The organism is Streptomyces sp. NPDC044921 (assembly GCF_056432865.1).
In genome coordinates, this window is the sequence record NZ_JBWKIF010000002.1 from 192,008 (window position 1) to 213,064 (window position 21,057).

General features: G+C 73.3%; 24 protein-coding genes and 1 pseudogene. 12 read left to right on the plus strand and 13 right to left on the minus strand.

Annotated elements, in window-relative coordinates; all coding sequences use genetic code 11:
* Positions 1-238: 238 nt before the first annotated feature.
* Positions 239-631: a VOC family protein gene (locus AC07DA_RS03490; RefSeq protein ID WP_479124196.1), complete on the plus strand. Its 393-nt coding sequence runs from the start codon at positions 239-241 to the stop codon at positions 629-631.
* 49 nt (positions 632-680) lie between these two features.
* Positions 681-1,760: an adenosine deaminase gene (locus AC07DA_RS03495; RefSeq protein WP_479124198.1), complete on the plus strand. Its 1,080-nt coding sequence runs from the start codon at positions 681-683 to the stop codon at positions 1,758-1,760.
* Here the strand turns inward: AC07DA_RS03495 and AC07DA_RS03500 are convergent.
* Together AC07DA_RS03500 and AC07DA_RS03505 are read right to left on the minus strand one after the other, a co-directional pair.
* Positions 1,742-2,257, minus strand: coding sequence for a mycothiol transferase (locus AC07DA_RS03500; RefSeq protein ID WP_479124199.1), 516 nt, complete (start codon positions 2,255-2,257; stop codon positions 1,742-1,744). The genes AC07DA_RS03495 and AC07DA_RS03500 overlap by 19 nt on opposite strands.
* Positions 2,258-2,298: 41 nt before the next feature.
* Positions 2,299-3,183 carry a LysR family transcriptional regulator gene (locus tag AC07DA_RS03505; RefSeq protein WP_479124200.1) on the minus strand — a complete coding sequence of 295 codons (885 nt, stop codon included), beginning with the start codon at positions 3,181-3,183 and terminating at the stop codon, positions 2,299-2,301.
* A gap of 117 nt (positions 3,184-3,300) precedes the next feature.
* Between AC07DA_RS03505 and mgrA the strand changes: the two genes are divergently transcribed.
* The gene (gene mgrA, locus AC07DA_RS03510; RefSeq protein ID WP_479124202.1) at positions 3,301-4,293 is read left to right on the plus strand and encodes an L-glyceraldehyde 3-phosphate reductase; all 993 of its coding nucleotides are present in this window, start codon (positions 3,301-3,303) and stop codon (positions 4,291-4,293) included.
* A 44-nt stretch (positions 4,294-4,337) separates the two neighbouring features.
* On the opposite strand, the pseudogene AC07DA_RS03515 reads toward mgrA, so the two are convergent.
* Positions 4,338-4,514: pseudogene (locus AC07DA_RS03515) on the minus strand (DUF1905 domain-containing protein); the annotation flags it as partial.
* A gap of 76 nt (positions 4,515-4,590) precedes the next feature.
* Positions 4,591-4,971 (minus strand): nuclear transport factor 2 family protein, encoded by a 381-nt coding sequence (locus tag AC07DA_RS03520; RefSeq protein ID WP_479124204.1) that lies wholly within the window; start codon positions 4,969-4,971, stop codon positions 4,591-4,593.
* 333 nt (positions 4,972-5,304) lie between these two features.
* Between AC07DA_RS03520 and AC07DA_RS03525 the strand changes: the two genes are divergently transcribed.
* The 4 genes from AC07DA_RS03525 to AC07DA_RS03540 are packed head-to-tail and all read left to right on the plus strand — an operon-like array spanning position 5,305 to position 9,985.
* Positions 5,305-5,715 (plus strand): hypothetical protein, encoded by a 411-nt coding sequence (locus tag AC07DA_RS03525; protein ID WP_479124205.1) that lies wholly within the window; start codon positions 5,305-5,307, stop codon positions 5,713-5,715.
* A gap of 59 nt (positions 5,716-5,774) precedes the next feature.
* Positions 5,775-8,108: an FHA domain-containing protein gene (locus tag AC07DA_RS03530; protein WP_479124207.1), complete on the plus strand. Its 2,334-nt coding sequence runs from the start codon at positions 5,775-5,777 to the stop codon at positions 8,106-8,108.
* 6 nt (positions 8,109-8,114) lie between these two features.
* Entirely contained in the window at positions 8,115-8,996 is an 882-nt protein-coding gene (locus AC07DA_RS03535) for a hypothetical protein (protein WP_479124209.1), read from the plus strand.
* Positions 8,993-9,985, plus strand: coding sequence for a serine/threonine-protein kinase (locus AC07DA_RS03540; RefSeq protein ID WP_479124211.1), 993 nt, complete (start codon positions 8,993-8,995; stop codon positions 9,983-9,985). Before AC07DA_RS03535 ends, AC07DA_RS03540 begins: the two co-directional genes overlap by 4 nt.
* A 9-nt stretch (positions 9,986-9,994) precedes the next feature.
* Here AC07DA_RS03540 and AC07DA_RS03545 read toward each other — a convergent pair whose 3' ends face one another.
* Positions 9,995-11,293: a streptophobe family protein gene (locus tag AC07DA_RS03545; protein WP_479124213.1), complete on the minus strand. Its 1,299-nt coding sequence runs from the start codon at positions 11,291-11,293 to the stop codon at positions 9,995-9,997.
* Between the two features lie 180 nt (positions 11,294-11,473).
* Here AC07DA_RS03545 and AC07DA_RS03550 point away from each other — a divergent pair, with 180 nt between their 5' ends.
* Positions 11,474-12,646 (plus strand): DUF6777 domain-containing protein, encoded by a 1,173-nt coding sequence (locus AC07DA_RS03550; protein ID WP_479124214.1) that lies wholly within the window; start codon positions 11,474-11,476, stop codon positions 12,644-12,646.
* A gap of 87 nt (positions 12,647-12,733) precedes the next feature.
* Here the strand turns inward: AC07DA_RS03550 and AC07DA_RS03555 are convergent, their stop codons facing one another.
* From AC07DA_RS03555 to AC07DA_RS03565, 3 genes are read right to left on the minus strand one after another with little or no spacing between them, the layout of a single operon-like run.
* Positions 12,734-13,150: a PRC-barrel domain-containing protein gene (locus tag AC07DA_RS03555; RefSeq protein ID WP_479124215.1), complete on the minus strand. Its 417-nt coding sequence runs from the start codon at positions 13,148-13,150 to the stop codon at positions 12,734-12,736.
* Positions 13,151-13,152: 2 nt separating this feature from the next.
* The gene (locus tag AC07DA_RS03560; protein WP_479124217.1) at positions 13,153-13,734 is read right to left on the minus strand and encodes a PRC-barrel domain-containing protein; all 582 of its coding nucleotides are present in this window, start codon (positions 13,732-13,734) and stop codon (positions 13,153-13,155) included.
* Positions 13,731-13,871, minus strand: coding sequence for a hypothetical protein (locus AC07DA_RS03565; protein ID WP_479124218.1), 141 nt, complete (start codon positions 13,869-13,871; stop codon positions 13,731-13,733). The genes AC07DA_RS03560 and AC07DA_RS03565 overlap by 4 nt, the downstream gene beginning before the upstream one ends.
* Positions 13,872-14,057: 186 nt before the next feature.
* On the opposite strand from AC07DA_RS03565, the gene AC07DA_RS03570 reads away from it, so the two are divergent.
* Positions 14,058-14,513 (plus strand): ATP-binding protein, encoded by a 456-nt coding sequence (locus AC07DA_RS03570; protein WP_479124220.1) that lies wholly within the window; start codon positions 14,058-14,060, stop codon positions 14,511-14,513.
* 248 nt (positions 14,514-14,761) lie between these two features.
* Here AC07DA_RS03570 and AC07DA_RS03575 read toward each other — a convergent pair whose 3' ends face one another.
* The gene (locus AC07DA_RS03575; RefSeq protein WP_479124222.1) at positions 14,762-15,649 is read right to left on the minus strand and encodes an RNA polymerase sigma factor SigF; all 888 of its coding nucleotides are present in this window, start codon (positions 15,647-15,649) and stop codon (positions 14,762-14,764) included.
* Between the two features lie 147 nt (positions 15,650-15,796).
* Here AC07DA_RS03575 and AC07DA_RS03580 point away from each other — a divergent pair, with 147 nt between their 5' ends.
* Positions 15,797-16,228, plus strand: coding sequence for a helix-turn-helix domain-containing protein (locus AC07DA_RS03580; RefSeq protein ID WP_479124224.1), 432 nt, complete (start codon positions 15,797-15,799; stop codon positions 16,226-16,228).
* 22 nt (positions 16,229-16,250) lie between these two features.
* Here the strand turns inward: AC07DA_RS03580 and AC07DA_RS03585 are convergent, their stop codons facing one another.
* Together AC07DA_RS03585 and AC07DA_RS03590 are read right to left on the minus strand one after the other, a co-directional pair.
* On the minus strand, positions 16,251-16,853 hold the full coding sequence (locus AC07DA_RS03585) for a ClpP family protease (RefSeq protein WP_479124225.1): 603 nt from the start codon (positions 16,851-16,853) through the stop codon (positions 16,251-16,253).
* A complete protein-coding gene (locus tag AC07DA_RS03590; RefSeq protein ID WP_479124227.1) occupies positions 16,853-17,494 on the minus strand; it encodes an ATP-dependent Clp protease proteolytic subunit in 642 nt (213 codons plus the stop codon). Before AC07DA_RS03590 ends, AC07DA_RS03585 begins: the two co-directional genes overlap by 1 nt.
* A gap of 200 nt (positions 17,495-17,694) precedes the next feature.
* On the opposite strand from AC07DA_RS03590, the gene AC07DA_RS03595 reads away from it, so the two are divergent.
* On the plus strand, positions 17,695-18,174 hold the full coding sequence (locus tag AC07DA_RS03595) for a VOC family protein (protein WP_479124228.1): 480 nt from the start codon (positions 17,695-17,697) through the stop codon (positions 18,172-18,174).
* Between the two features lie 39 nt (positions 18,175-18,213).
* Here the strand turns inward: AC07DA_RS03595 and AC07DA_RS03600 are convergent, their stop codons facing one another.
* Both AC07DA_RS03600 and AC07DA_RS03605 read right to left on the minus strand, forming a co-directional pair.
* The gene (locus AC07DA_RS03600; RefSeq protein ID WP_479124230.1) at positions 18,214-19,104 is read right to left on the minus strand and encodes an aminoglycoside phosphotransferase family protein; all 891 of its coding nucleotides are present in this window, start codon (positions 19,102-19,104) and stop codon (positions 18,214-18,216) included.
* Positions 19,105-19,122: 18 nt separating this feature from the next.
* A complete protein-coding gene (locus AC07DA_RS03605; RefSeq protein WP_479124231.1) occupies positions 19,123-20,043 on the minus strand; it encodes an SGNH/GDSL hydrolase family protein in 921 nt (306 codons plus the stop codon).
* 198 nt (positions 20,044-20,241) lie between these two features.
* Here AC07DA_RS03605 and AC07DA_RS03610 point away from each other — a divergent pair, with 198 nt between their 5' ends.
* The gene (locus AC07DA_RS03610; protein ID WP_479124233.1) at positions 20,242-21,048 is read left to right on the plus strand and encodes a VOC family protein; all 807 of its coding nucleotides are present in this window, start codon (positions 20,242-20,244) and stop codon (positions 21,046-21,048) included.
* Positions 21,049-21,057: the final 9 nt, after the last annotated feature.

Genomic DNA, 21,057 nt, shown 5'->3' on the forward strand with positions numbered 1-21,057 from the left:
GGGAGGCCCCACATATGCACCGGACGTTCGTCACATCCGGCCGTCGTCACGGCCGACGGCCGGCTCGGGCGGCGCGTCCCGGGCGGACCCGATCACCCCTGGCATGGGCGATTCCGGGTGACAGGCCGTCGGCCGGGACGGTTGGCGTGGGCGGGTTCTGCGTCGGGCCGGGACCGGTTGGCGTGGTGCGGGTTTTACGTATAACCTCTCCGGCTAACCCCGCGCTGAGAGGTCCCCGATGCGACGTGTCGCCCTGGTCACCCTCGTCGTCGACGACTACGACGAGGCGATCCGCTTCTACACCGAGGCCCTCGGCTTCCGGCTGGCCGAGGACACGCCCCGGCCCGGCGGCTCCCGCTGGGTCGTCGTCGAACCGGGCGGTCCCGGTGCGGGCACCGGGCTGCTGCTCGCCCGCGCAGAGGGGGAGGCGCAGTCCGCCCGGGTCGGGGACCAGACCGGCGGGCGGGTCGGCTTCTTCCTGCACACCGGCGACTTCGCCCGCGACCACGCCCGGATGACCGCCGCCGGCGTGACCTTCCTGGAGGAACCGCGGCACGAGCCGTACGGGACCGTCGCCGTCTTCCAGGACCTGTACGGCAACCGCTGGGACCTGCTTCAGCCCGCGGGCTGACCCCCCTCGCCCACCGCTCCCCGAACCGCTGCTCAAGGAAAGACCCGCCATGACTGCTACGCGCGTAGACGCCGATGTGATCCGCCGCCTGCCCAAGGCCGTCCTGCACGACCACCTCGACGGCGGCCTGCGTCCCGCCACCGTGGTCGAGCTCGCGGACGCGGTCGGCCACACCCTGCCCACCACCGACCCCGACGAGCTCGCCGCCTGGTACTACGAGGCCGCCAACTCCGGTGACCTGGTGCGCTACATCGCCACCTTCGAGCACACCCTCGCCGTGATGCAGAACCGGGAGGGCCTGCTGCGCACCGCCGAGGAGTACGTGCTGGACCTCGCCGCGGACGGTGTCGTCTACGGCGAGGTGCGCTACGCGCCCGAGCTGAACACCCGGGGCGGGCTGACCATGGCCGAGGTCGTGGAGACCGTCCAGGAGGGCCTCGCCTCGGGCATGGCCAAGGCGGCGGCCGCGGGCACTCCGGTGCGGGTCGGCACGCTGCTGTGCGGCATGCGGATGTTCGACCGGGTGCGCGAGGCGGCCGATCTGGCCGTGGCGTTCCGGGACGCCGGTGTCGTCGGCTTCGACATCGCGGGCGCCGAGGACGGCTTCCCGCCCGCCGACCACCTCGCGGCCTTCGAGCACCTGCGCCGCGAGAACGTGCCCTTCACCATCCACGCCGGCGAGGCCCACGGCCTGCCCAGCATCCACCAGGCGCTCCAGGTGTGCGGTGCCCAGCGCATCGGGCACGGGGTGCGGATCACCGACGACATCCCCGACCTCGCGGCGGGCAAGCTGGGCCGTCTCGCGGCCTGGGTGCGCGACCGGCGCGTCGCCCTGGAGATGTGCCCGACGTCCAACCTCCAGACGGGCGCCGCGACCTCGATCGCCGAGCACCCCATCACCGCGCTGAAGGAGCTCGGCTTCCGCGTCACGGTCAACACCGACAACCGGCTGGTGTCGGGCACGACGATGACCCGCGAGATGACCCTGCTGGCCGAGGAGGCCGGCTGGACCGTGGAGGACCTGCGCACGGTCACGGTGAACGCCCTGAAGAGCGCGTTCCTCCCGTTCGACGAGCGCAACGCGCTCATCCGCGACGTCGTCCTGCCCGGCTACGCCGCCGCGCTCTGAAGCAGCCCCTTGAGGTAGGCGGCCTGTCCGACGTGCTGGAGGTCGTCGGACAGGACGCTGACCAGCCGCACGCCGAGGGTGACCGGCGGGTCCCAGCGCTCGTCGACGACGCGCTCCAGGTCCTTGGCGGCGAGGCCCCCGAGGGCGTCGAGGCTCTGCGCGTGCACGGCGTCGTGGTAGCCGGTCAGCAGGTCGCCCGAGCCGACCCTGACCTTGGCGACCTCGGCCGGGCTGTGGCCGTATCCCGTGTCGTGGCGGGGCAGGTCCAGCCCGAAGCGCTTCTCCCAGTCCTGGGAGAGCCACACCTGGTCGAGGCCGAAGGCGTCGGCGACGTGGTCGTCCTGGACGCGGGTCAGGTGCCAGACCAGCCAGGCGATGGAGTTGGCGTCGGGGGAGGGGCGGGCGGTCAGTTCGTCGCTCCCGAGCCCCTCGACGGTGGCGTGGACTTCTTCCCGGATGCGGTTGTAGCCGTCGATGAGGATGTCCTTCGCATGCATGCCTCCACCATCGCGCATCGCCGCGTCCCCCGCGCCCCGTTCTATCCGCCCGTGCCCTCCAGCAGCGCCATCAGCGCCCGGGCGGCCGGGCTGGTCGCCTGCCGGGGCGGCAGCAGCGCCACCGTCTCGTAGACCGCCTCCCCGGTGCCCTTCACGGGCAGCGCGGTCAGGGAGGCGCGCTTGTGCGCGAAGTGCCGCGGCACGACGGCCACGCCCAGGTTCTCGTCGACCAGGTCGAGCAGGGTGTGCACGTCGTTCACCTCCAGTGCCACGGTCCTGCGCACGCCCGCCGCGGCGAACACCGCGTCGGTGGTGCGCCGCGGCCCCCAGTCCGGGTGGAAGTCGACGAAGACCTCCCCGCCCAGCAATTCCGGCGTGACGGCCGCCCCGGTGGCGGCGAGCCGGTGGCTGGGGTGGCACAGCAGGGTCATCGGCTCGCTGGTCAGCGACACCGACCGCAGCTGGTCGCCGTCCTCCTGCGTGCGCACGGCGAACGCCATGTCGAGCCGTCCGGCCTCGACGTCCTCCGCCAGCGCCCCGGAACCGGCCTGCCGCAGGCAGATCTCCACGTCCGGATGCCGGTGCCGGAACGCGGCGAGCAGCCCCGCCAGGTTCACCCCGGCGATGCACTGCTCGCTGCCCAGCGTGAGCATCCCGCGCAGCACGCCCTGCACCGCCGCCACGGCCTCGTGGGCCGCCCGCACCTGCGCCAGGATCCGCTCCGCCTCACCGAGCAGCGCCCGCCCGGCCGGGGTCAGCGTCACCCGGCGGGTCGTGCGCACGAACAGCGGCGTCTGCAGCTCACGCTCCAGCGCCCGGATGGAGGCCGACAGGCCCGACTGGGACACCAGCAGGCGTTCGGCCGCCCGGGTGAAGTGCTGGTCCTCGGCGACCGCGACGAAGTGCTGCAGATGGCGCAGTTCCATGACTGAGAAGCGTAGCCGCTGAATCCCATCGGATTCTTCTGTTGGACGCATGGGAGCAGGTCACGCCAGAGTGGACACCGGTTTCTCTCCGACCGAGCCAACCCCTCTGGAGTCGCGTTGTACACCGCACACCCCGACCGCTACGCGGACATGCCCTACCGGCGCACCGGACGTAGCGGCCTGAAGCTCCCCGCGCTCTCGCTCGGCCTGTGGCACAACTTCGGCCCGGACCGGCCCCTGGAGACCCAGCGGGCCATCCTGCGGCGCGCCTTCGACCTCGGCGTCACGCACTTCGACCTCGCCAACAACTACGGCCCGCCGCCCGGCGCCGCCGAGTCCGCCTTCGGCGGGTTCCTGAAGTCGGACTTCGCGCGCTACCGCGACGAGCTGGTCATCTCCACCAAGGCCGGCTACCTGATGTGGCCCGGCCCGTACGGCGAGTGGGGCTCGCGCAAGTACCTGCTGTCCTCGCTGGACCAGAGCCTGAGCCGGATGGGCCTGGACTACGTCGACATCTTCTACTCGCACCGCCCCGACCCGGACACTCCGCTGGAGGAGACGATGGGCGCGCTGCACTCGGCGGTGCAGCAGGGCAAGGCGCTCTACGTGGGCGTCTCCAACTACTCCGCGGAACAGACCCGCGAGGCCGCCCGCATCCTGGGCGAGCTCGGCACGCCGCTGCTCATCCACCAGCCGCGCTACTCGATGCTGGACCGGCGTCCGGAGGACGAGGGCCTGCTGGACGCGCTCGACGAGCTCCAGGTCGGCTCCATCGTCTTCTCCCCGCTGGAGCAGGGCTTGCTCTCCGCCCGCTACCTCGACGGCATCCCCGAGGGCTCCCGGGCCGCGAGCGACAGCCCGTTCCTGCAGTCCGACGCCGTCACCGAGGATCTGGTGGGCCGGCTGCGCGACCTGAACGACATCGCGCGGGGACGCGGGCAGACCCTGGCCCAGATGGCGCTGGCCTGGGTGCTGCGCGGCGGCCGGGTCACCTCGGCGCTGGTCGGTGCGAGCAGCCCGCGGCAGGTCGAGGACAGCGTCGGCGCCATCGGCAACCTCGACTTCGACGCGGACGAGCTGGCCCGCATCGACGCGATCGTCAAGCAGTAGCGGATCCCCGTGCCCGGGGGCGGTGGCCGCCCCCGGGGCCGGTGTCAGGAGCCGATCCGCTCCTCCCGGTGCACGGTCACCATGTCGCCCTCCTCCGTGCCGGCCGCCCGGCGGACGCCGGCCCTCACGGACGGCTTGTGCGTGCCGTCGCCCAGGGCCGTGAACGAGCTGCGGAACGGGTGCCCGTCGATCGTCCCGCGGACCTCGGCCGGACCGCGGGTGCGAAGAAGCCGACGTCGGCGGCCTCTCTCCCTCACACGGACCGCCGGACACCCGGGAGCTCATCGGACGCGATTCTCATGCCCCGGCGGGCACCCGGTCGAGGAAGCCGAGCACGGCCCTGATCCGGCCCCGCCCGTCCAGCGTGATCACGTCCGACCCGGCGACGGGGGCCGAGCCGTCGGCCCCGCTCACCAGCTCCCACGAGAAGCGCGCCGTGTCGTGATGCCCGTCGACGTCCCCGGTGAGCTGGAAGACGAAGCCCGGGAACTGCTCGCGCACCGCCGCGATCAGCGCGGTGATGCCGTCGTGGCCGCTGACGTCGGCCAGGGGGTCGGTGTAGCCGCCGTCCTCGGTCCAGGCGGCCGCGACCGCCTCGGCGCGAGCCGCCGGGTCCCCGGCGTTCCAGGCCGCGAGGTAACGGGTGACGGCGTCCTCGTAACGGTCGGGTGCGGACATGGGGAATCAGCCTCCGGGAAGGTCGGGTGCGCTGGTCGGGGCCCGGATCCCCGCTCTCGGCGGACCCGGTACGGACCACCCTGCCCGCGCCCCCGCACGGCGTCGATTACTCCCGAGGTCATGCACCTCGACGGCGTCCGCCGGATTTCGGCCAACTCGGCGGGTGAATATGCCAGGAGAGTGGCCAAAAAGTCATGGTGACAGTGTTTCAGTAGTGAACATACTGACCTGCGAGAGCGTTTTCACATCCAGCGACGGCGTCCTCACGCACAGCACGCGAGCTGCGGGACGAGCGGGACCGGGCAGGCGGGCAGGGCAGCGGGGGAGGGACACGTGCACGACGAGTTTCTGTGCCACGTCACGGCGTACGGCGTCTGCGACGGCCGCCGCATCGGAGTACCCCTGGGGACCTACCGGGCGCCCACCCTCGCGCTCGCCCTGTGGTGGCTGCGCGACCGCGCCTCCTGGATCGCCCAGCGCCTGGACCCCCAGCCCGACGCCGAGCACTTACCGCCGGGCGCGCTCGTGCCGGTCGCCGACACCGTGCCCGACGTGCCCCTGCTGCTGCGCGCCTGGTGCGCCGACCCCGCCCAGCAGGAGCGGGTCGCCGAGGAACTGGCGGCCGGACGGCTGGTGCGCATCGCCACCAGCGACGAGACGACCGAGTACGAACTGCTCGCCGAGTCGGTGGACGCCCTGCGGATGCAGCGCACCGCCCCCGTCCTGGGCGTCCCCGTCGCCTGACCTGCCGCCCGTTCCGCCCGCCGAGGCGTACACAGGGACATATCGGTAGAATTTCGGTCATGGCGCAGCCGTCGGTAGCACCAGAGCTGGTCCTGGAGACGGAGACGGGCTCCACCGTGATGGTCCCGGGCCGCGACTACCACGTGGGACGCGACCCGTCGAGCGACATCGTCCTCGACGACGACCGGGTCTCCTGGCACCACGCGGTGCTGCGGCCGGAGGACGGCCACTGGACGCTGGAGGACGAGAACAGCACCAACGGCACCTACGCCGACGGCCGCCGCGTGCACGCCCGGGACGTCGGACCCGGCAGCGTCATCCGCTTCGGCAACCCCGCCGACGGACCGCGCGTGGTCCTCACCGGCCGCCCGGCACCGGCCCCGGAACGCCCCTTCGCCGTCTCCATGCCCGCCCTGACCGGCACCTACCGGGCACCCACGACCGTGCGGCCGCTGCCCTCGCGCACCGTCCGCATCGGCCGCGCGAGCGACAACGACCTCGTCATCGACGACCTCGTCGTCTCCCGCCGCCACGCCGAACTGCGCGCCCTGCCCGACGGCACCTACGAGATCACCGACCTCGGCAGCCACAACGGCACGTACCTCAACGGCAGTCCCGTCACCACCGCCCCGGTCCGCCAGGGCGACATCGTCGGCATCGGCCACTCGGCGTTCTGCCTGGTCGGCGACGAACTCCAGGAGTACGTCGACACCGGCGAGATCTCCCTGGACGTGCAGGACCTCGCGGTCTCCGTCGACCGCGGCCGCAAGACCCTGCTGGACCACGTGTCGTTCCCGGTGGGGGAGAAGTGCCTGCTCGCCGTCGTCGGCCCGAGCGGCGCGGGCAAGTCCACGCTCCTCAACGCCCTCACCGGTCAGCGCCCCGCCGGCCACGGCACCGTCCTGTACGACGGCCGCGACCTGTACCGCGACTACGCCGAACTGCGCCAGCGCATCGGTCTCGTCCCGCAGGACGACATCCTGCACGCCCAGCTGACCGTGAGAAAGGCCCTGTCCTACGCCGCCGAACTGCGCTTCCCGCAGGACACGGCCAAGGCCGAACGGCTCGCCCGGGTCGACGAGGTGATCCGCGAACTGGGCCTGGAACAACGCGCCGACCAGCCCGTGCACAGCCTCTCCGGAGGGCAGCGCAAGCGCGTCAGCGTGGCCCTGGAACTGCTGACCAAGCCGTCGCTGCTGTTCCTCGACGAGCCGACCTCGGGCCTCGACCCCGGCATGGACCGCTCGGTGATGCACATGCTGCGCGGCCTCGCCGACGACGGCCGCACCGTCATCGTCGTCACGCACAGCGTGCTCAGCCTGGACGTGTGCGACCGGCTGCTCGTCCTCGCGCCCGGCGGGAGGATCGCCTACTACGGGCCGCCCGAGGACGCCCTGCCGTACTTCGGCTTCGAGCAGTGGCCGGAGGCGTTCGAGGCCTTCGAACGGGACGCCGAACGGGACTGGGCCGGGGACTACCTCGCCTCGCCCGTCCACCGCCGCTACGTCGCCGACGCCACCGCCCAGCCCCCGCAGCCGCGTTCCGACCCCGTCGTCATCGCCCCGCCGCCCCGGCCGCGCAGCCGCTCCGCGCAACTCGGCACGCTGGTGCGCCGGTACGCGTCCGCGCTCGGCGCCGACCGCACCTTCCTGATCATCATGATCGCCCTGCCGTTCGTGATGGGCGCGATGGCCCGTGCCCTGGCGGGCGGCAAGCTGACCTCCGAGACCGCCATGAACGCGCTGCTCATCCTGTGCGTCGGCGCGGTGCTCACCGGTGCGGCCAACGCCGTGCGCGAACTCGTCAAGGAACGGGTGATCTACCAGCGGGAGCGGGCGGTGGGCCTGTCCAGATCGGCGTACCTGATGTCCAAGGTCGTCGTCCTGGGCGTCATCACCGTGCTGCAGGCGGTGGTGCTGACGCTGGTCGCGCTGCTCGGCGTGGACCTGAACGCACCGGGCGGCGAAGGCGTGCTGGTGCCGCCCCTGGTGGAGATCACCATCGCCGTCGCCCTGCTGGCGTTCACCGCGATGATGCTGGGCCTCCTCATCTCCGCGCTGGTGCGCAAGGAGGAGGTGACGATGCCGCTGCTCGTGCTCATCGCCATCGTCCAGGTCGTCTTCTGCGGTGCCCTGCTGAAGCTGGCCGGCGTACCCGGACTGGAGCAACTGGGCTGGCTGGTGCCGGCGCGCTGGGCCCTCGCCGCGATGGCCGGCACCGTCGGGCTGTCCCGGATCGTGCCCGACGACCTGACCGCGGACCCGCTCTTCGAGCACTCCGCGGGCACCTGGCTGATCGACGTCGGCATGCTGGTGGTGCTGTCGGTGCTCTTCGGGTTCCTCGTGTCCCGGCTGCTGCGCCGGCACGAACCGGCCGTGATGCGGAAGCAGTGAGCGCCCATGACGACTCCCGGCTTCCGGCCCACGCACGTCGTCCCGCAACACGGGATGCCGGCCTGGGAGGCCCCCGACACGGCACGGCCCACCGTGGACCTCGATCCGCTGCTGCCGGTGCAGCTCCTGGAACGGCAGGGCGACTGGGGGCACGTGCTCTGCTTCAACGGCTGGTCGGCGTGGGTCGACGGACGCCGGCTGGTCGCCGTGCCGCAGGATCCGCCCACCACCGACGGGCCGCTCACCCGCACCGCCGATCCCCGTCCGCTGCTGGCCCGCGCGCAGGAGTCCCTCGCGCGCTACCGCTCCGCGGTCGAGGACCTCGCGGGCGGCCTCGACGGGGAGTCCTTCCGCACCCGCACCCGGGGACTGCGCATCGGCGTCGTCATCGACGGCGAGTCCATGTGGCTCTACGACGCCGCCCACGGGAACTGGGTGTACGCCGACGGCACGCGGCTGACCACGTACGCGACGGACGAGACGCCCCGCAGCGACCCGGAGCACCGCCCCGCCGGGACACCTCCGGCGCGTCCGCCCACGCGGGTGGTGCCACCGGAGGACCTGGCCGAGCCGCCCCCCGCCGACCGGCCGTCCCGGCCACCGGACGCGCCGGCGACGCGGGTGGTGTCTCCGGAGTCTCCGGAACTGCCGGAGACTCCTGCGGCTCCCGAGCCGACGCGGGTGGTGTCTGCCGAGACTCCTGCGGCCCCCGAGCCGACGCGGGTGGTGTCCCCAGAGACTCCCGCGGCCCCCGAACCCACCCGGGTGGTGTCCCCCGAGGAGATGGAGGCGGCCGAAGGCGCGGAGCGGACGGGTGGTGCGCCGGGCACGCGGGTCGTGGGGCAGGAACCCACACGTGTCGTGTCACCCGAGGGTGACGGCCGTTGACCGGGGAGACGAGCCTGTCCTCGGGGCGGCCCTCCGAGCTGGTCGGGCGGCAGATCGCCGGGTACCGGATCGAGGGCGAGATCGGGCGCGGAGGCATGGCCGTCGTCTACCGGGCCCGCGACCTGCGTCTGGAACGCACGGTCGCCCTGAAGCTGCTCGCCCCGGAACTCGCCCGCAACGACACCTTCCGGCGCCGTTTCACCCACGAGTCCCGGGCCGCCGCCGCCATCGACCACCCGCACATCGTGCCGGTCTTCGAGGCAGGCGAGACGGACGGCGTGCTCTACATCGCCATGCGCTACGTCCCCGGCAGCGACCTGCGGCACGTCCTCGACCGGGAGGGCCCGCTGCCGCCCGCCACCGCCGTGCGCGTCGCCGCCCAGGTCGCCTCCGCGCTCGACGCGGCCCACGAGCACGGCCTGGTGCACCGGGACGTCAAACCCGGCAACATCCTGGTCGCCCGCGGCACCGACAGCGACCACCCCGAGCACGTCTACCTCACCGACTTCGGCCTGACGAAGAAGTCGCTGTCGCTCACCGGCTTCACCACGGTCGGCCAGTTCGTCGGCACCCTCGACTACGTCGCCCCCGAGCAGATCTCCGGCAAACCGGTCGACGCCCGCTGCGACGTCTACGGCTTCGCCTGCGTCGTCTACGAGGTCCTGACCGGGCATCCGCCCTTCCTGCGCGACGACGACATGGCCCTGCTGTGGGCGCACCAGTACGACGACCCGCCCCCGCTGACCGAGGCCCGGCCGGACATCGCCCCGCAGGCCGACCCGGTCCTCGCCAAGGCCCTGGCCAAGAGCCCCGACGACCGGTACCCGTCCTGCCTGGCCTTCGTGGCCGCGCTGCGCGCCGCGACGACCGGCGGCGACGCCGGGGCCGTACGCCGGGCCGCGCGCGCGGAGGACCGGCCGCGGGGCGGGCCGGAACCGGCCCGGCAGCCCCCGCGCTGGGCCGAACCGGTCTTCGTGCGCCGGCGGTGACACCCTGCGTCAGGTCCGGCCCTCCGGGCGCACCTGGCCCCGCCGCCGGACGTGCCGCGCGAGCAGCGCCCCGGCGAACCCGGTGACCAGCCCCCAGGCCACGGCCAGCCCGACCGCGCCCCACAGCCGCGGCCGCAGGAACAACTCGCCCGCGAGACCGCCGCCCAGGTCGCCGATGCCCAGCACGGACAGCCCGTAGTGCGCCGAGACGCGGCCGACGAGGCAGATCGCGAAGACCGTCAGCGCCAGCGCGACCGCCATGTGCACGGCGTGCTGCCAGGCCCGCACCCCGGCGGGTGACCGGGCCGCCATCACGAACGCGGCGCCCAGCAGCAGCACGACGCCGACGACGAGCAGCCACCACACCCGGCCGTCCTGCTCGGACAGCGTCCGCAGGTTCAGCTCGGAGATGCCGGGGGCGCGCAGCACCTCGTCCAGCACGTGCGGCATGGGCAGCCCGAACGGGCCCTCCACCCTGCCGTTCCAGGTGGCGCCCAGGCCGATCGTCAGCGCCGGCCACACCAGGTTGGGCAGACCCAGCAGGAGCACCGCGAACGTCTGCGCCGCGTGACCCCGGGTCGCCGCCACGACCAGGGCGATCACCACGCCGATCAGGACGTACGCCAGCAGCAGGGCGACCATCGCGTACGCGGCCGGCCGCACGGACGCCTGGAAGCGCAGCAACCGGCCCGGCAGCGGCGCGCCGCGCGACACCAGCAGGGCGAGCACCAGCACACCCGCGAGCCACACCACCCCGACGAACACGGACAGCGGGATGTCGGCGGTGAAGCCGACCCGGGGTGAGGCGCCGAAGAGGTCGCCGAGTTCGCCCAGCGCGTCGTCGCCCAGGGAGATGTCGAACGTGTGGCGGGCGACCGACGTCACGCCGGCCAGCGCGAGCAGCCACAGGACGGCGACCCGGGCGGCCCAGCCGGCCAGCTCGGCCGTACCGGCGACCGCGCGGTGCCGCAGGGGCCGCAGGAAGCCCCAGGCGACGACGAGCGCCCCGGTGAGTGTGACGGACAGCGGGACCACCGTCAGGTCCGCCTGGGTGCCGGCCAGGTCACCGGCGTTCCCGGAAAGCCGCACGGTGCCCCCGACGGCGGTGACCACGGTCGCCGCGACGACGGGCACGAAGGCGCCGCCGGGCAGGTCCGCGGCCCCGGCCGCCCAGAGGCCGAGGGCGGACACCACCGCCATGGCGAGCAGCGCGCCGACCACCGTGAGGAGGGCGTGCGCCCAGCCGTGGCGGGCGGCCGCCCGCTCGCCGGACGTGCGGACCTGGCCGGAGGGGGTGCGCGGACTCACGCTGCCACGCTAAGCAGCACCCGTGCCGGGCGCCCGCCGGACGGGTCCGTCCGCGTCGGCTTGCGGGGCCCCTGGGACCGGAGCACACAATGAACTCGTAGTGGAAAGAAGCGGTGTGTACCGGAATGAAGCAGTACGAACAGGCGCAGCCGCAGAGAACCCACGCGGGAAGAAGAGCTCGTGAGCGTCGAACCGCCGTCGTCCGGCCGCCCCACAGGACCTCCCTCCGGCCCGCTGTCGGGCCCCTCCCAGCCGCCGCCCGGCGGCGGCCCGCCCTCCGCGCCGACCGGCGGCGGGGGCGGCGGCGGGCCGGAGCCCCGCCGGCCCTGGTGGGGGTCGGTGCCCCGGGTCGCGATCGTCGCCACCGCCGTCGTGGCCGCCGTCATCCTCGCCGTCGTGCTGTCCCGGCCGGACGGCGGCGGCACCGGCGCGTCCGACGGCGGCACCAGCACGTCCCAGGGCGAGATCTTCCTCCAGCCCGCCGCCGACACCGGCCCCGACCCGTTCACCGAGTCCACGGCCAAGGAGAGCTCGGCCTCACCGGTCTCGCCCTCGCCCACCGAACTGGCCCCGCGGAACACCGTCCAGGGCGTCCAGGGCGGAGCGCCCGGCCTCTACGGCGGCACCCGCAACGTGGCCAGTTGCGACGTGGAGAAGCAGATCACGTACTTCCGGGGCGCCCCGGACAAGCAGCGGGCCTTCGCCTCGGTCGCCCGGATCGAATCCTCCGACGTCCCCGCGTACCTGCGCTCGCTCACCCCGGTGCAGCTGCGCATGGACACCCGTGTCACCAACCACGGCTACAAGGACGGCGCCGCCACCAGCTACCAGGCCGTCCTCCAGACCGGCACGGCCGTCCTCGTCGACGACCGCGGCGTGCCCCGGGTGCGCTGCGCCTGCGGCAACCCGCTCACCCCGCCGGTCGCCCAGCAGACCGCGCCGAAGACGACCGGCGAGGAGTGGCCGGGGTACGACACCGCCAAGGTGGTCGTGGTCACGCCCGCGCCGGAGCCGGTCGACGTCTTCGTGATGTGCGAGCCCGACGGCGAGTGGTTCGAGCGGCACAAGGGCGACACGGGCCGCAAGGACCGCGAGACCGAGAAGCCGGACAAGCCGTCCCCGTCGGTGAGCGTCACCACGCCGACGGCGCCGACCGACTCGACCTCGACGGGGCCGCCGACGACCGAACCGCCGTCCTCGGAGACGGAGACCTCGCCGCAGCCGCCGAGTGAGCCGCCCTCGTCGGAGTCCCCGCCGCCGCCCGGCAGCGGCACGGACACCGGGAGCGGCACGGACGGCGGAACCGACGGCGGGACCGACGGCGGCACGACGGATCAGGCACCGGCGTCCTGAGCAACCGGTCCGGCGCGGACGACACCCGCTCCCCTCACGTCTGGCCGCTCCTGGGAGACCCGGCCGGCGGCGGGACGCGCCCGCCCCTCACAGCCGGCCGGCCCGGACCACCAGCGCGTACTCGCCGAGCCCGAGCAGGTGATCGGCCGGCAGGTCGCCGTGGCCGGTCAGGATCGCTTCGAGGCGGCCGGTGCCGGGCTCGAACGCGACGTCCTGGACCGTGCCGAGCTGGTCGCCCGTCTCGGCGAGGATCCGCAGACCCGGCAGCTCGTGGTGGGGCGGCACCTCCGCCGGTGCCGCGGCCGAGCGCACCAGCACGGCGTCCTGGCCGAGGGCGTGCAGGGCGCCCCAGGGCAGGACGGTCTCCTTGCGGTGCGGACCCCGTACCCGGACGTGGGTGACCACACCCGACACGGCGTCCACCGTCAGCGCCTTCACCGTGCCGAGCTCCTCCGCGTCGTCCAGCGTCAGTACCGGCAACCCCCGCGCCTCGGAGAACAGCATCGTCACCGCGTCCTTTCGCGCTCGTCCCGGAAGGCGCCGACCCGGGCGGTGAACTCCGCCAGGTCGCCGGCGACGTAGCGGACCGCGTCGGCCGGGATGACCAGGGCCCGGCCGGAGACCGCGAGCGTCTCGCCGCGCGGCACGTACACCCGGTGACGGCGGCGCCGGGAGCCCCGCACCAGCGCCGTCGCCGCGGCGATCCTGAAGCCCACCACCCGGCCGCTGGTGCCGCCCTCGACGACCACGTCGAGCACCGTGCCGACCTCGGCGCCCTCGTCCGTCAGCACCCTGGCGTGCAGCACCCGGCCCTGCTGGGCCTCGCGACGTGCCACCACGGCGGACGTGTCCTGCAGCGCCAGCGCGTCGCGGACCATCACGGCGTCCCGGCCCAGGGAGTGCACCGCCGACCAGGGCAGGCTCTGCTTGAGCGGCCCCGACAGCAGCCCGCGGCCGCTGAGCGTGAAGCCGGTGACGCGCCCGGCCGCGGCGTCGAAGACGGTGTCCTTGATCTGTGCCACGGCGTCCCCGCCCAGCGTGACCACCGGCAGGGTCGTCAGGCTCCGCGCCGCCATCAGCTCGTTCATCGCAGCCCCTTCCCACCGGGCCTGCGCCGTACCGCGATCACCGTCCCGGACCGCCGCCCGGCCTGCACGGCGAGCGTCCCCACGACGAGGACGGCGAGCGCCGCGACCACTACCACCAGCCATACCCACCAGGCCACCGCGCACCTCCGGTGATCCGCCCGGCCGCCGTCGGCCGGCCCCGATGCCCTACCGGGTGCCCCGGGAGCGGGGGACAATGCCCCGGGCGCCGCACGGGCCGAGACTGCCAGGAGTGCACATCGCGGCTCGGGGTACGAGCACTGGTGCAGAGCATCCGGCCAGTCCGGCATCCCAGAGAGAAAACTATGATCGACCACGTGGACGGGGCAGTGATACCGACTGGTTTCGACGTGCCCGTGGAACCGCTGAGGCGGGCGGCACACTACTCCGGCGAGCAGGGATGCATCGCCGAGGCGCGGTCGTTCGCCGCTCTCTTCCTGGAGCAGCTCAGGACCGAGTGGTGCGCGCGCGTCGACGAGCGTGCCGACGGCGCCGTGCTGCTCGTGGTGAGCGAGCTGGTCACCAACGCCGACCGGCACAGCAACGGGCCGTACATCCTGGAGCTCGTCGGCACGGACACCTCGGTGACCGTGTCGGTCTACGACAGCAGCTCCGCCCTGCCCCGCATCTTCCCCCGTGACCCCGAGCGCATCGGCAGGCACGGTTTGGAGATCGTCCACGCGCTCGCGGAGCAGGTCAGCGTGGAGCGGGTGCCGGTGGGCAAGCGGGTGCGCGCCGTGCTGCCGCTCACCGCCGGGTGACCGGCCCGGAATCCACCACCGCTCGTCCCCCCGATCCGGTCGCGACCGCCCCTCGCCCCGTCACGGTCCCGGCCGCCCCTCGCCCCAAATCCGGTCCCGGCAGAGAAGCCTGGGAGCCCGGCACAGCAGAGAAGCCCAGGAAGCCCGGCACAGGGCCGGGGAACCACGGCACGAAAAGCGGGTGCCGTCCCACTCCCGCGTGTGGGACGGCACCCGCTGGTCCGCCGTCTTCCGGTCCGCCGTCGGCGTCAGGCGCAGCCGAGCTCGCCCAGCATGCCCTCCCGCAGCCGGGTGATGATCCGCTTGATCAGGCGGGAGACGTGCATCTGGGAGCAGCCGAGCCGCTCGCCGATCTCCGCCTGGGTGGCCTCCTCCACGAACCGCATGTGGATGATCTGCCGGTCGCGCTCGCTGAGCTCCGCCATGAGCGGGGCGAGGGAGTGGAAGTCCTCGACGAGCCGCAGCCCGTCCTCCTCGACGCCGATGAAGTCCGCCAGGACCGCCTCGCCGCCCTCCGGCCCGTCACCGGTGAGCGCGGCGTCCAGCGACGACGAGTTGTAGCCGTTGGAGGCGATCTGCCCCTCGACGACCTCCTTCTCGGAGATGTTCATCAGCGTCGCCAGCTCGGCGACCGTCGGCTCGCGGTCCAGCCGGCTGGCGAGCTCCTCGCGCGCCTTGGCCAGCTCCACGCGCAGCTCCTGCAGCCGCCGCGGCACGTGCACCGCCCACGTGGTGTCCCGGAAGAACCGCTTGATCTCACCGACGATGTACGGCAGCGCGAAGGAGGTGAACTCGACCTCCCGCGACAGCTCGAACCGGTCGATGGCCTTGATCAGACCGATCATGCCGGTCTGGACGATGTCCTCCATGTCGTCGCCGCGGCCCCGGAAACGGCCGGCCGCGAACCGCACGAGCGACATGTTCATCTCGATCAGGGTGTTGCGCGCGTACTGGTACTCGTGCGTGCCTTCTTCGAGCTCCGTCAGGCGCTGGAAGAACTGGCGGGACAGCTCGCGGGCGTCCCGGGGGGCCACGGACCGCGGGTCCACGACTCCCGGAAGTGCTCCGTCACCCGCGCTGGCCTCGGCGTTCTCTTCGACGGCCTGTGCCTTCGACCGGATCACGGCGGTCTCCATTACCCTCTCCCGACAGTCACGGCGGACATCTGCATAGGTACTCCCGAGTTGCGGGTACCCGGAAAGACGCGCACCATGCCCACCGAATTCACCGAGGGCGGAACGCCGGCCCCTTCCCCTCCCGGCCGGGATTCCTAGGCTGGAGCGGTGACCGATCACGTGCCCAACGAAGCCCGCGTCATCCCCCTGCGCCCGCACGGCGACCGGCCCCACGGCGACCGGCCCGCGGCGGCCCCGCCGCGCCAGGGGCCGCCGACGGCTCCGGCGGCGAAGGAGCCCCTGTGGCGGCACCTGGTGGGCGACGTCCTGCGCCGGGAACGCCTCGCGCAGGAGCGCACGCTCAAGGACGTCGCCGACGCGGCGCGGATCTCCATGCCCTACCTGTCGGAGGTGGAGCGCGGCCGCAAGGAGGCCTCCTCGGAGGTCCTCGCGGCCGCCGCCCACGCCCTGGGGCTGGGCCTGGCCGACCTGCTGTCCCGGGCCCACGGGGAACTGACCCGCGTCACCTCGCGGTACGCGGGCGGCGGCCGCCGCGGGACGTCCCCGTCGTCGCACGACGGACTGTGCCTGGCCGCCTGAGCCCGTCCGCCGGCCGGCGCCCTCAGACCGTCTGCGGGCGCCGGCCGAGCACCTCGTCGGCCAGCCCGTACGCCACCGCCTCCTGCGCGGTGAACACCTTGTCGCGGTCCATGTCGCCCCGCAGGGTCGCCACGTCGTGGTGGGTGTGCCGCGCCAGCACCTCCTCCACCTGGGAGCGGATCCGCACCATCTCCTTGGCCTGCAGGGCCAGGTCGGAGACCATGCCGCGCTGCCCTCCGGTGGCCGGCTGGCCCAGCAGCACGCGCGCGTGCTCCAGCACGAACCGCCGCCCGGGGTCCCCGCCGGCCAGCAGCACGGCGGCGGTGGAGGCGGCCTGCCCGACGCAGCACGTCGAGATCGGCGCCCGCACGAACGACATGGTGTCGTAGATCGCCATCAGGGAGGTGAACGAGCCGCCGGGGGAGTTGATGTAGACGGAGATCTCGGTCTCCGGTGCCGACGACTCCAGGTGCAGCAGCTGCGCGATGACGACGTTGGCGACGCCGTCGTCGATCTCGGTGCCGAGGAAGATGATCCGCTCGTTCAGCAGCCGGCTGAAGACGTCGAAGGACCGTTCGCCCTGCGGGGTCCGCTCGATGACGTTCGGAATCGTGTAGCTCCCCATCACCGCAGCCCCATCCTGGGTCGTGCCGTCGCCGGGACGACGTCCGCGAGGGACGCCACGACCCGGTCCACCATGCCGTACTCCCTGGCCTCCTCGGCCGTGAACCAGCGGTCCCGGTCGCCGTCCCGGGAGACGGTCTCCGGGCTCTGGCCGGTGTGCTCGGCGGTGATCCGCTCGATGGTCCGCTTGGTGAACTCCAGGTTCTCCGCCTGGATCTCGATGTCGGCGGTGGTGCCGCCGATGCCCGCGGACGGCTGGTGCATCATGATCCGCGCGTTCGGCAGGGCGTACCGCTTGCCGGGCGTGCCGACGCTGAGCAGGAACTGGCCCATGCTGGCCGCGAAGCCCAGGGCCAGGGTCGACACGTCGTTGGGGATGAGCCGCATCGTGTCGTAGATGGCGAGGCCCGCGTGCACCGCTCCGCCCGGGCTGTTGATGTACAGGCTGATGTCGGTGCGCGGGTCCTCCGCCGACAGGATCAGCAGCTGTGCGCACACCCGGTTGGCGGACACCTCGTCGACCTGTGTGCCCAGCAGCACGATGCGCTGGGCCAGCAGCTGGGCGGCCAGATGGTCGTCGAAGCGGGTCGGAGGGGTGTCGCCCTCCTCCGCCCGCGGGGCGAGTGCCGTCGGTGGGGTCATCGGATCTCCTCGTGGTCGCGAGAGCGCGGTCGACTCCACTGTCGGCCCCGGGCGGCGTCGGCGGCCGCTTTCTCTGCCCCGGGCAGATCCGCTGTCGGCAGAGCACCGGCCGCCGAACGGAATTCCCGCGGCGCCGATGAGTTCCGGGGCGCTGGAGGGTCGACACGGATGACAGCGATCCGCGCTCCGGGAGGAACCCCATGGCGACCGACGGCTTCACCACGTGTCTCTGGTTCGACGGCCAGGCCGAAGAGGCGGCCCACCACTACGTCTCGATCTTCAAGAACTCCAGCATCGGCAAGGTCGCGCGCTACCCCGAGGGCGGGCCGCAGCCCGCCGGCAGCGTGATGACGGTCGAGTTCACGGCCAACGGCCACCGGTTCCTCGGCCTGAACGGCGGCCCCCAGTTCCGGTTCAACGAGGCGGTCTCCTTCATGATCTTCTGCGAGAACCAGGAGGAGATCGACTACTACTGGGCCAGGCTCACCGACGGCGGGGAACCGGGCCCCTGCGGCTGGCTCAAGGACAAGTACGGCGTGTCCTGGCAGGTCGTCCCGGAGCGGCTCGACCAGATGCTCGCCGACCCCGACCCGCAGAAGGCGGCCCGGGTCACCGCGGCGTTCATGGCCATGGGCAAGTTCGACATCGCCGCCCTGGAGAGGGCCTACGCGGGCGAGTGACGAGCGACCGGCCGTAGGGGGTGATCCGCACCCCGCCCCCTACGCGTCCTCGGCCAGGATCTCGGCGATCACGTGCCGGGAGTTCTCCGCGACCGGCGGGTTGGTCTCCCAGTAATACGGCAGCGCGACGACCGCGATCGACAGCGCCCAGCCCCGGCCGCGCGCCCACTCGGCCTCTCCGGCGCCCACGGCCTCACGGAAGAGGCCGCGGACCCCGGCGGGCAGCACGCACCACGCGCTGATCAGGTCGACGGCGGGGTCGCTCACGCCGACCGTGCCGAAGTCGATCACGGCGCTCAGCCGGCCGTCCCTGACCAGGAGGTTCCCGGCCATCAGGTCGCCGTGCGCCCACACCGGCGGCCCGGCGTGCTCCGGCGCCCCGAGGGCCTCCTCCCAGCGGCGGGCCACCGCCGCGGTGTCGACCCGCCCGGTCAGCCGCGCGAGCGCCTCCCGCACGTCGTGGTCGCGGGCCGCCAGGGGCATGCCCCGGTAGCCGGCCGGTCCGCCCGGGGCGTCGATCCGGCGCAGGGCCCTGACGCAGGACGCCAGGTCCCGGGCGAGCGACTCCGGGGCGTCGAGCGCGCCGGGCACCGGATTGCGGCCGTCCAGCCAGCCGTACACCGACCAGGGCCACGGGAAGCCCGCGCCGGGCCCGCCGCGCCCCAGGGGTTCGGGCACGGCGACGGGCAGGGCCGGGCCCAGCCGGGGCAGCCAGCGCAGTTCGTGCTCGATGGCGGCGACGGCGCGGGGGTGCCGGGGCAGCCGCACGACCTTGTCGGTACCGAGGCGGAACACGGCGTTCTCGGTTCCGGAGGACTCCAGCCGCCGCAGGGGCAGCCCCGCCCACCGCGGGAACCGCTCGGCGACCAGCCGTCCCACCAGCCGGACATCGAGGTCGACCTCGTCCGCGTGCATCCGTCCCGCGTTCATGGCGGCCCATTCGACCGGTCAGCGCGCCGCCTGTCGAACGGTTTTCGTGATCTCCCGGGCGATCCGCAGGATGCCGGGGGAGCGCACCGGACAGGGCTTGGGCCTCGACGTCGTCGGCGCGAGGCAGAAGTGCAGGTAGTCGTCGTCGCGGTGCAGGGCCGTCCGGTCGCGGGAGGGCTGGGTGCAGTCTCCGGCCCGGGCCCGTTCCCCGGCCGTGCAGGGCAGGTACTGCGTCCACGTGTACCGGCCGCCGGCCGGGCTCACCGCCTTCCCGGCGTCCGCCACCAGCCCGCCGGAGGCGGCGGCCCGCTCCGCGTACAGGGCGTTGACCCGCCGGACCCGGTCGGGGGTGACCGGGTCGGGTCCCTGCGCCACCCAGACGATCCGGGGGCCGGCACCGCGCCCGGCCGCGGCGATCTCCTCGGTGAGCCGGCGCGCGTCGGCGGCGTACCGGGTGAAGTACCGGGACGGGGACTCGTCGTAGGTGATGCCGTCCATGCAGGGCGTGTAGCCCCAGGAGTTCCCCCAGAACTGCAGCACCACGACGTCGGGGCGCAGTCTGCGCACCAGCGCGGCGGCCTTGTCGGCGGCCGGCACCAGGGACCGTTCGGCCGTACCCTCCAGGTAGTCGCAGAGCGTGGTGCCGGAGTACGGGGCACTGGTGTAGCCGGCCCCCAGGTCCCGGCGCAGCTGCTGTCCGAGGACCTTCTGGTTCTCCATCGCCAGCGAGTCGCCCAGGTACAGCACCCGCGGCGCCTTCCGCGGCTTCGCGGCCGGCGGGGCGGGGGAGCCGGGAGAACCGGGAGCGCGCCGGTGGGTGGGGTCCGGCGACGCGCGCGGTGCCGTCGGCACGGGATCCTCCGGCGGCGACGCCGGATCCCCGCATCCGCCGAGCAGCAGCCCGGACAGCAGCACTCCCACGATCCACGGCTTGCGCATACGGCAACTCCCGCCCCGGCCCACCGAAACGGCACTCAGGCAAGCACAGCCGGCGGCCGGGGGGAAGACGCTTGCCGGACACGCCACGTGACGTCCCGCTCGCGCACGGGCCGCCCCGCTCGCTCGGCGCGCGGTCCCGGCCGCCGGTGACTAGCGTGAGGAAACGGACCGTTTCCCCGTCCGGAGAGGGCCGCAGCCATGGCCGTGCAACCCGAAGGAAGCCCGTGCTGGGCCGACGCGATGTTCCGTGACCTCGAAGGGGCCAAGCGCTTCTACGGCGACCTCCTCGGCTGGACCTTCGCCGAGTCGTCGACGGAGTACGGCAACTACACCGAGGCCTATGCGGGCGGCAAGGCGGTCGCCGCCGTCGTCCCGCCCATGCCCGGCCAGGACGGGCAGGAGGGCCTGTCGCAGTGGTGCCTGTACTTCGCGGCCGAGGACGCCGCCGCCACCGCCGACCGGATCCGCGACCACGGCGGCCAGGTGCTGATGGACCCGATGCCGGTCGGCGACTTCGGCACGATGTGCCTGGCCCGCGACCCCGGCGGCGTCGTCTTCGGCGTCTGGCAGGCCGGCACCCACGAGGGCTTCCAGGCGATGGCCGAACCGGGCGCCTACGCGTGGGCGGAGGTCTTCACCCGCGAGCCGGAGCAGTCCGACGCGTTCTTCCCCGCCGTCTTCTCCTACCGGCAGCGGGACATGGAGGACGGCGAGACGGACTTCCGCGTCTACGACCTCGGCGAGCGCAGCGTGCTCGGCCGGATGAGGATGACGGAGGACTTCCCACCCGGGATGCCGCCGTACATCAACGTCTACTTCACCGTGGAGGACTGCGACGCGGCCGTGGCGAAGGCCACCGAGCTCGGCGGGGTGCTGCGGTTCGGTCCGATGACCACCCCCTTCGGCAGGTTCGCGTCGATCAGCGACCCGCAGGGCGCCAACCTCTCGCTGATCGACCTCACCACGACCGAGGGTGACATGCCGAAGCTCACGGACGTGCCGTAACCGCCCCTG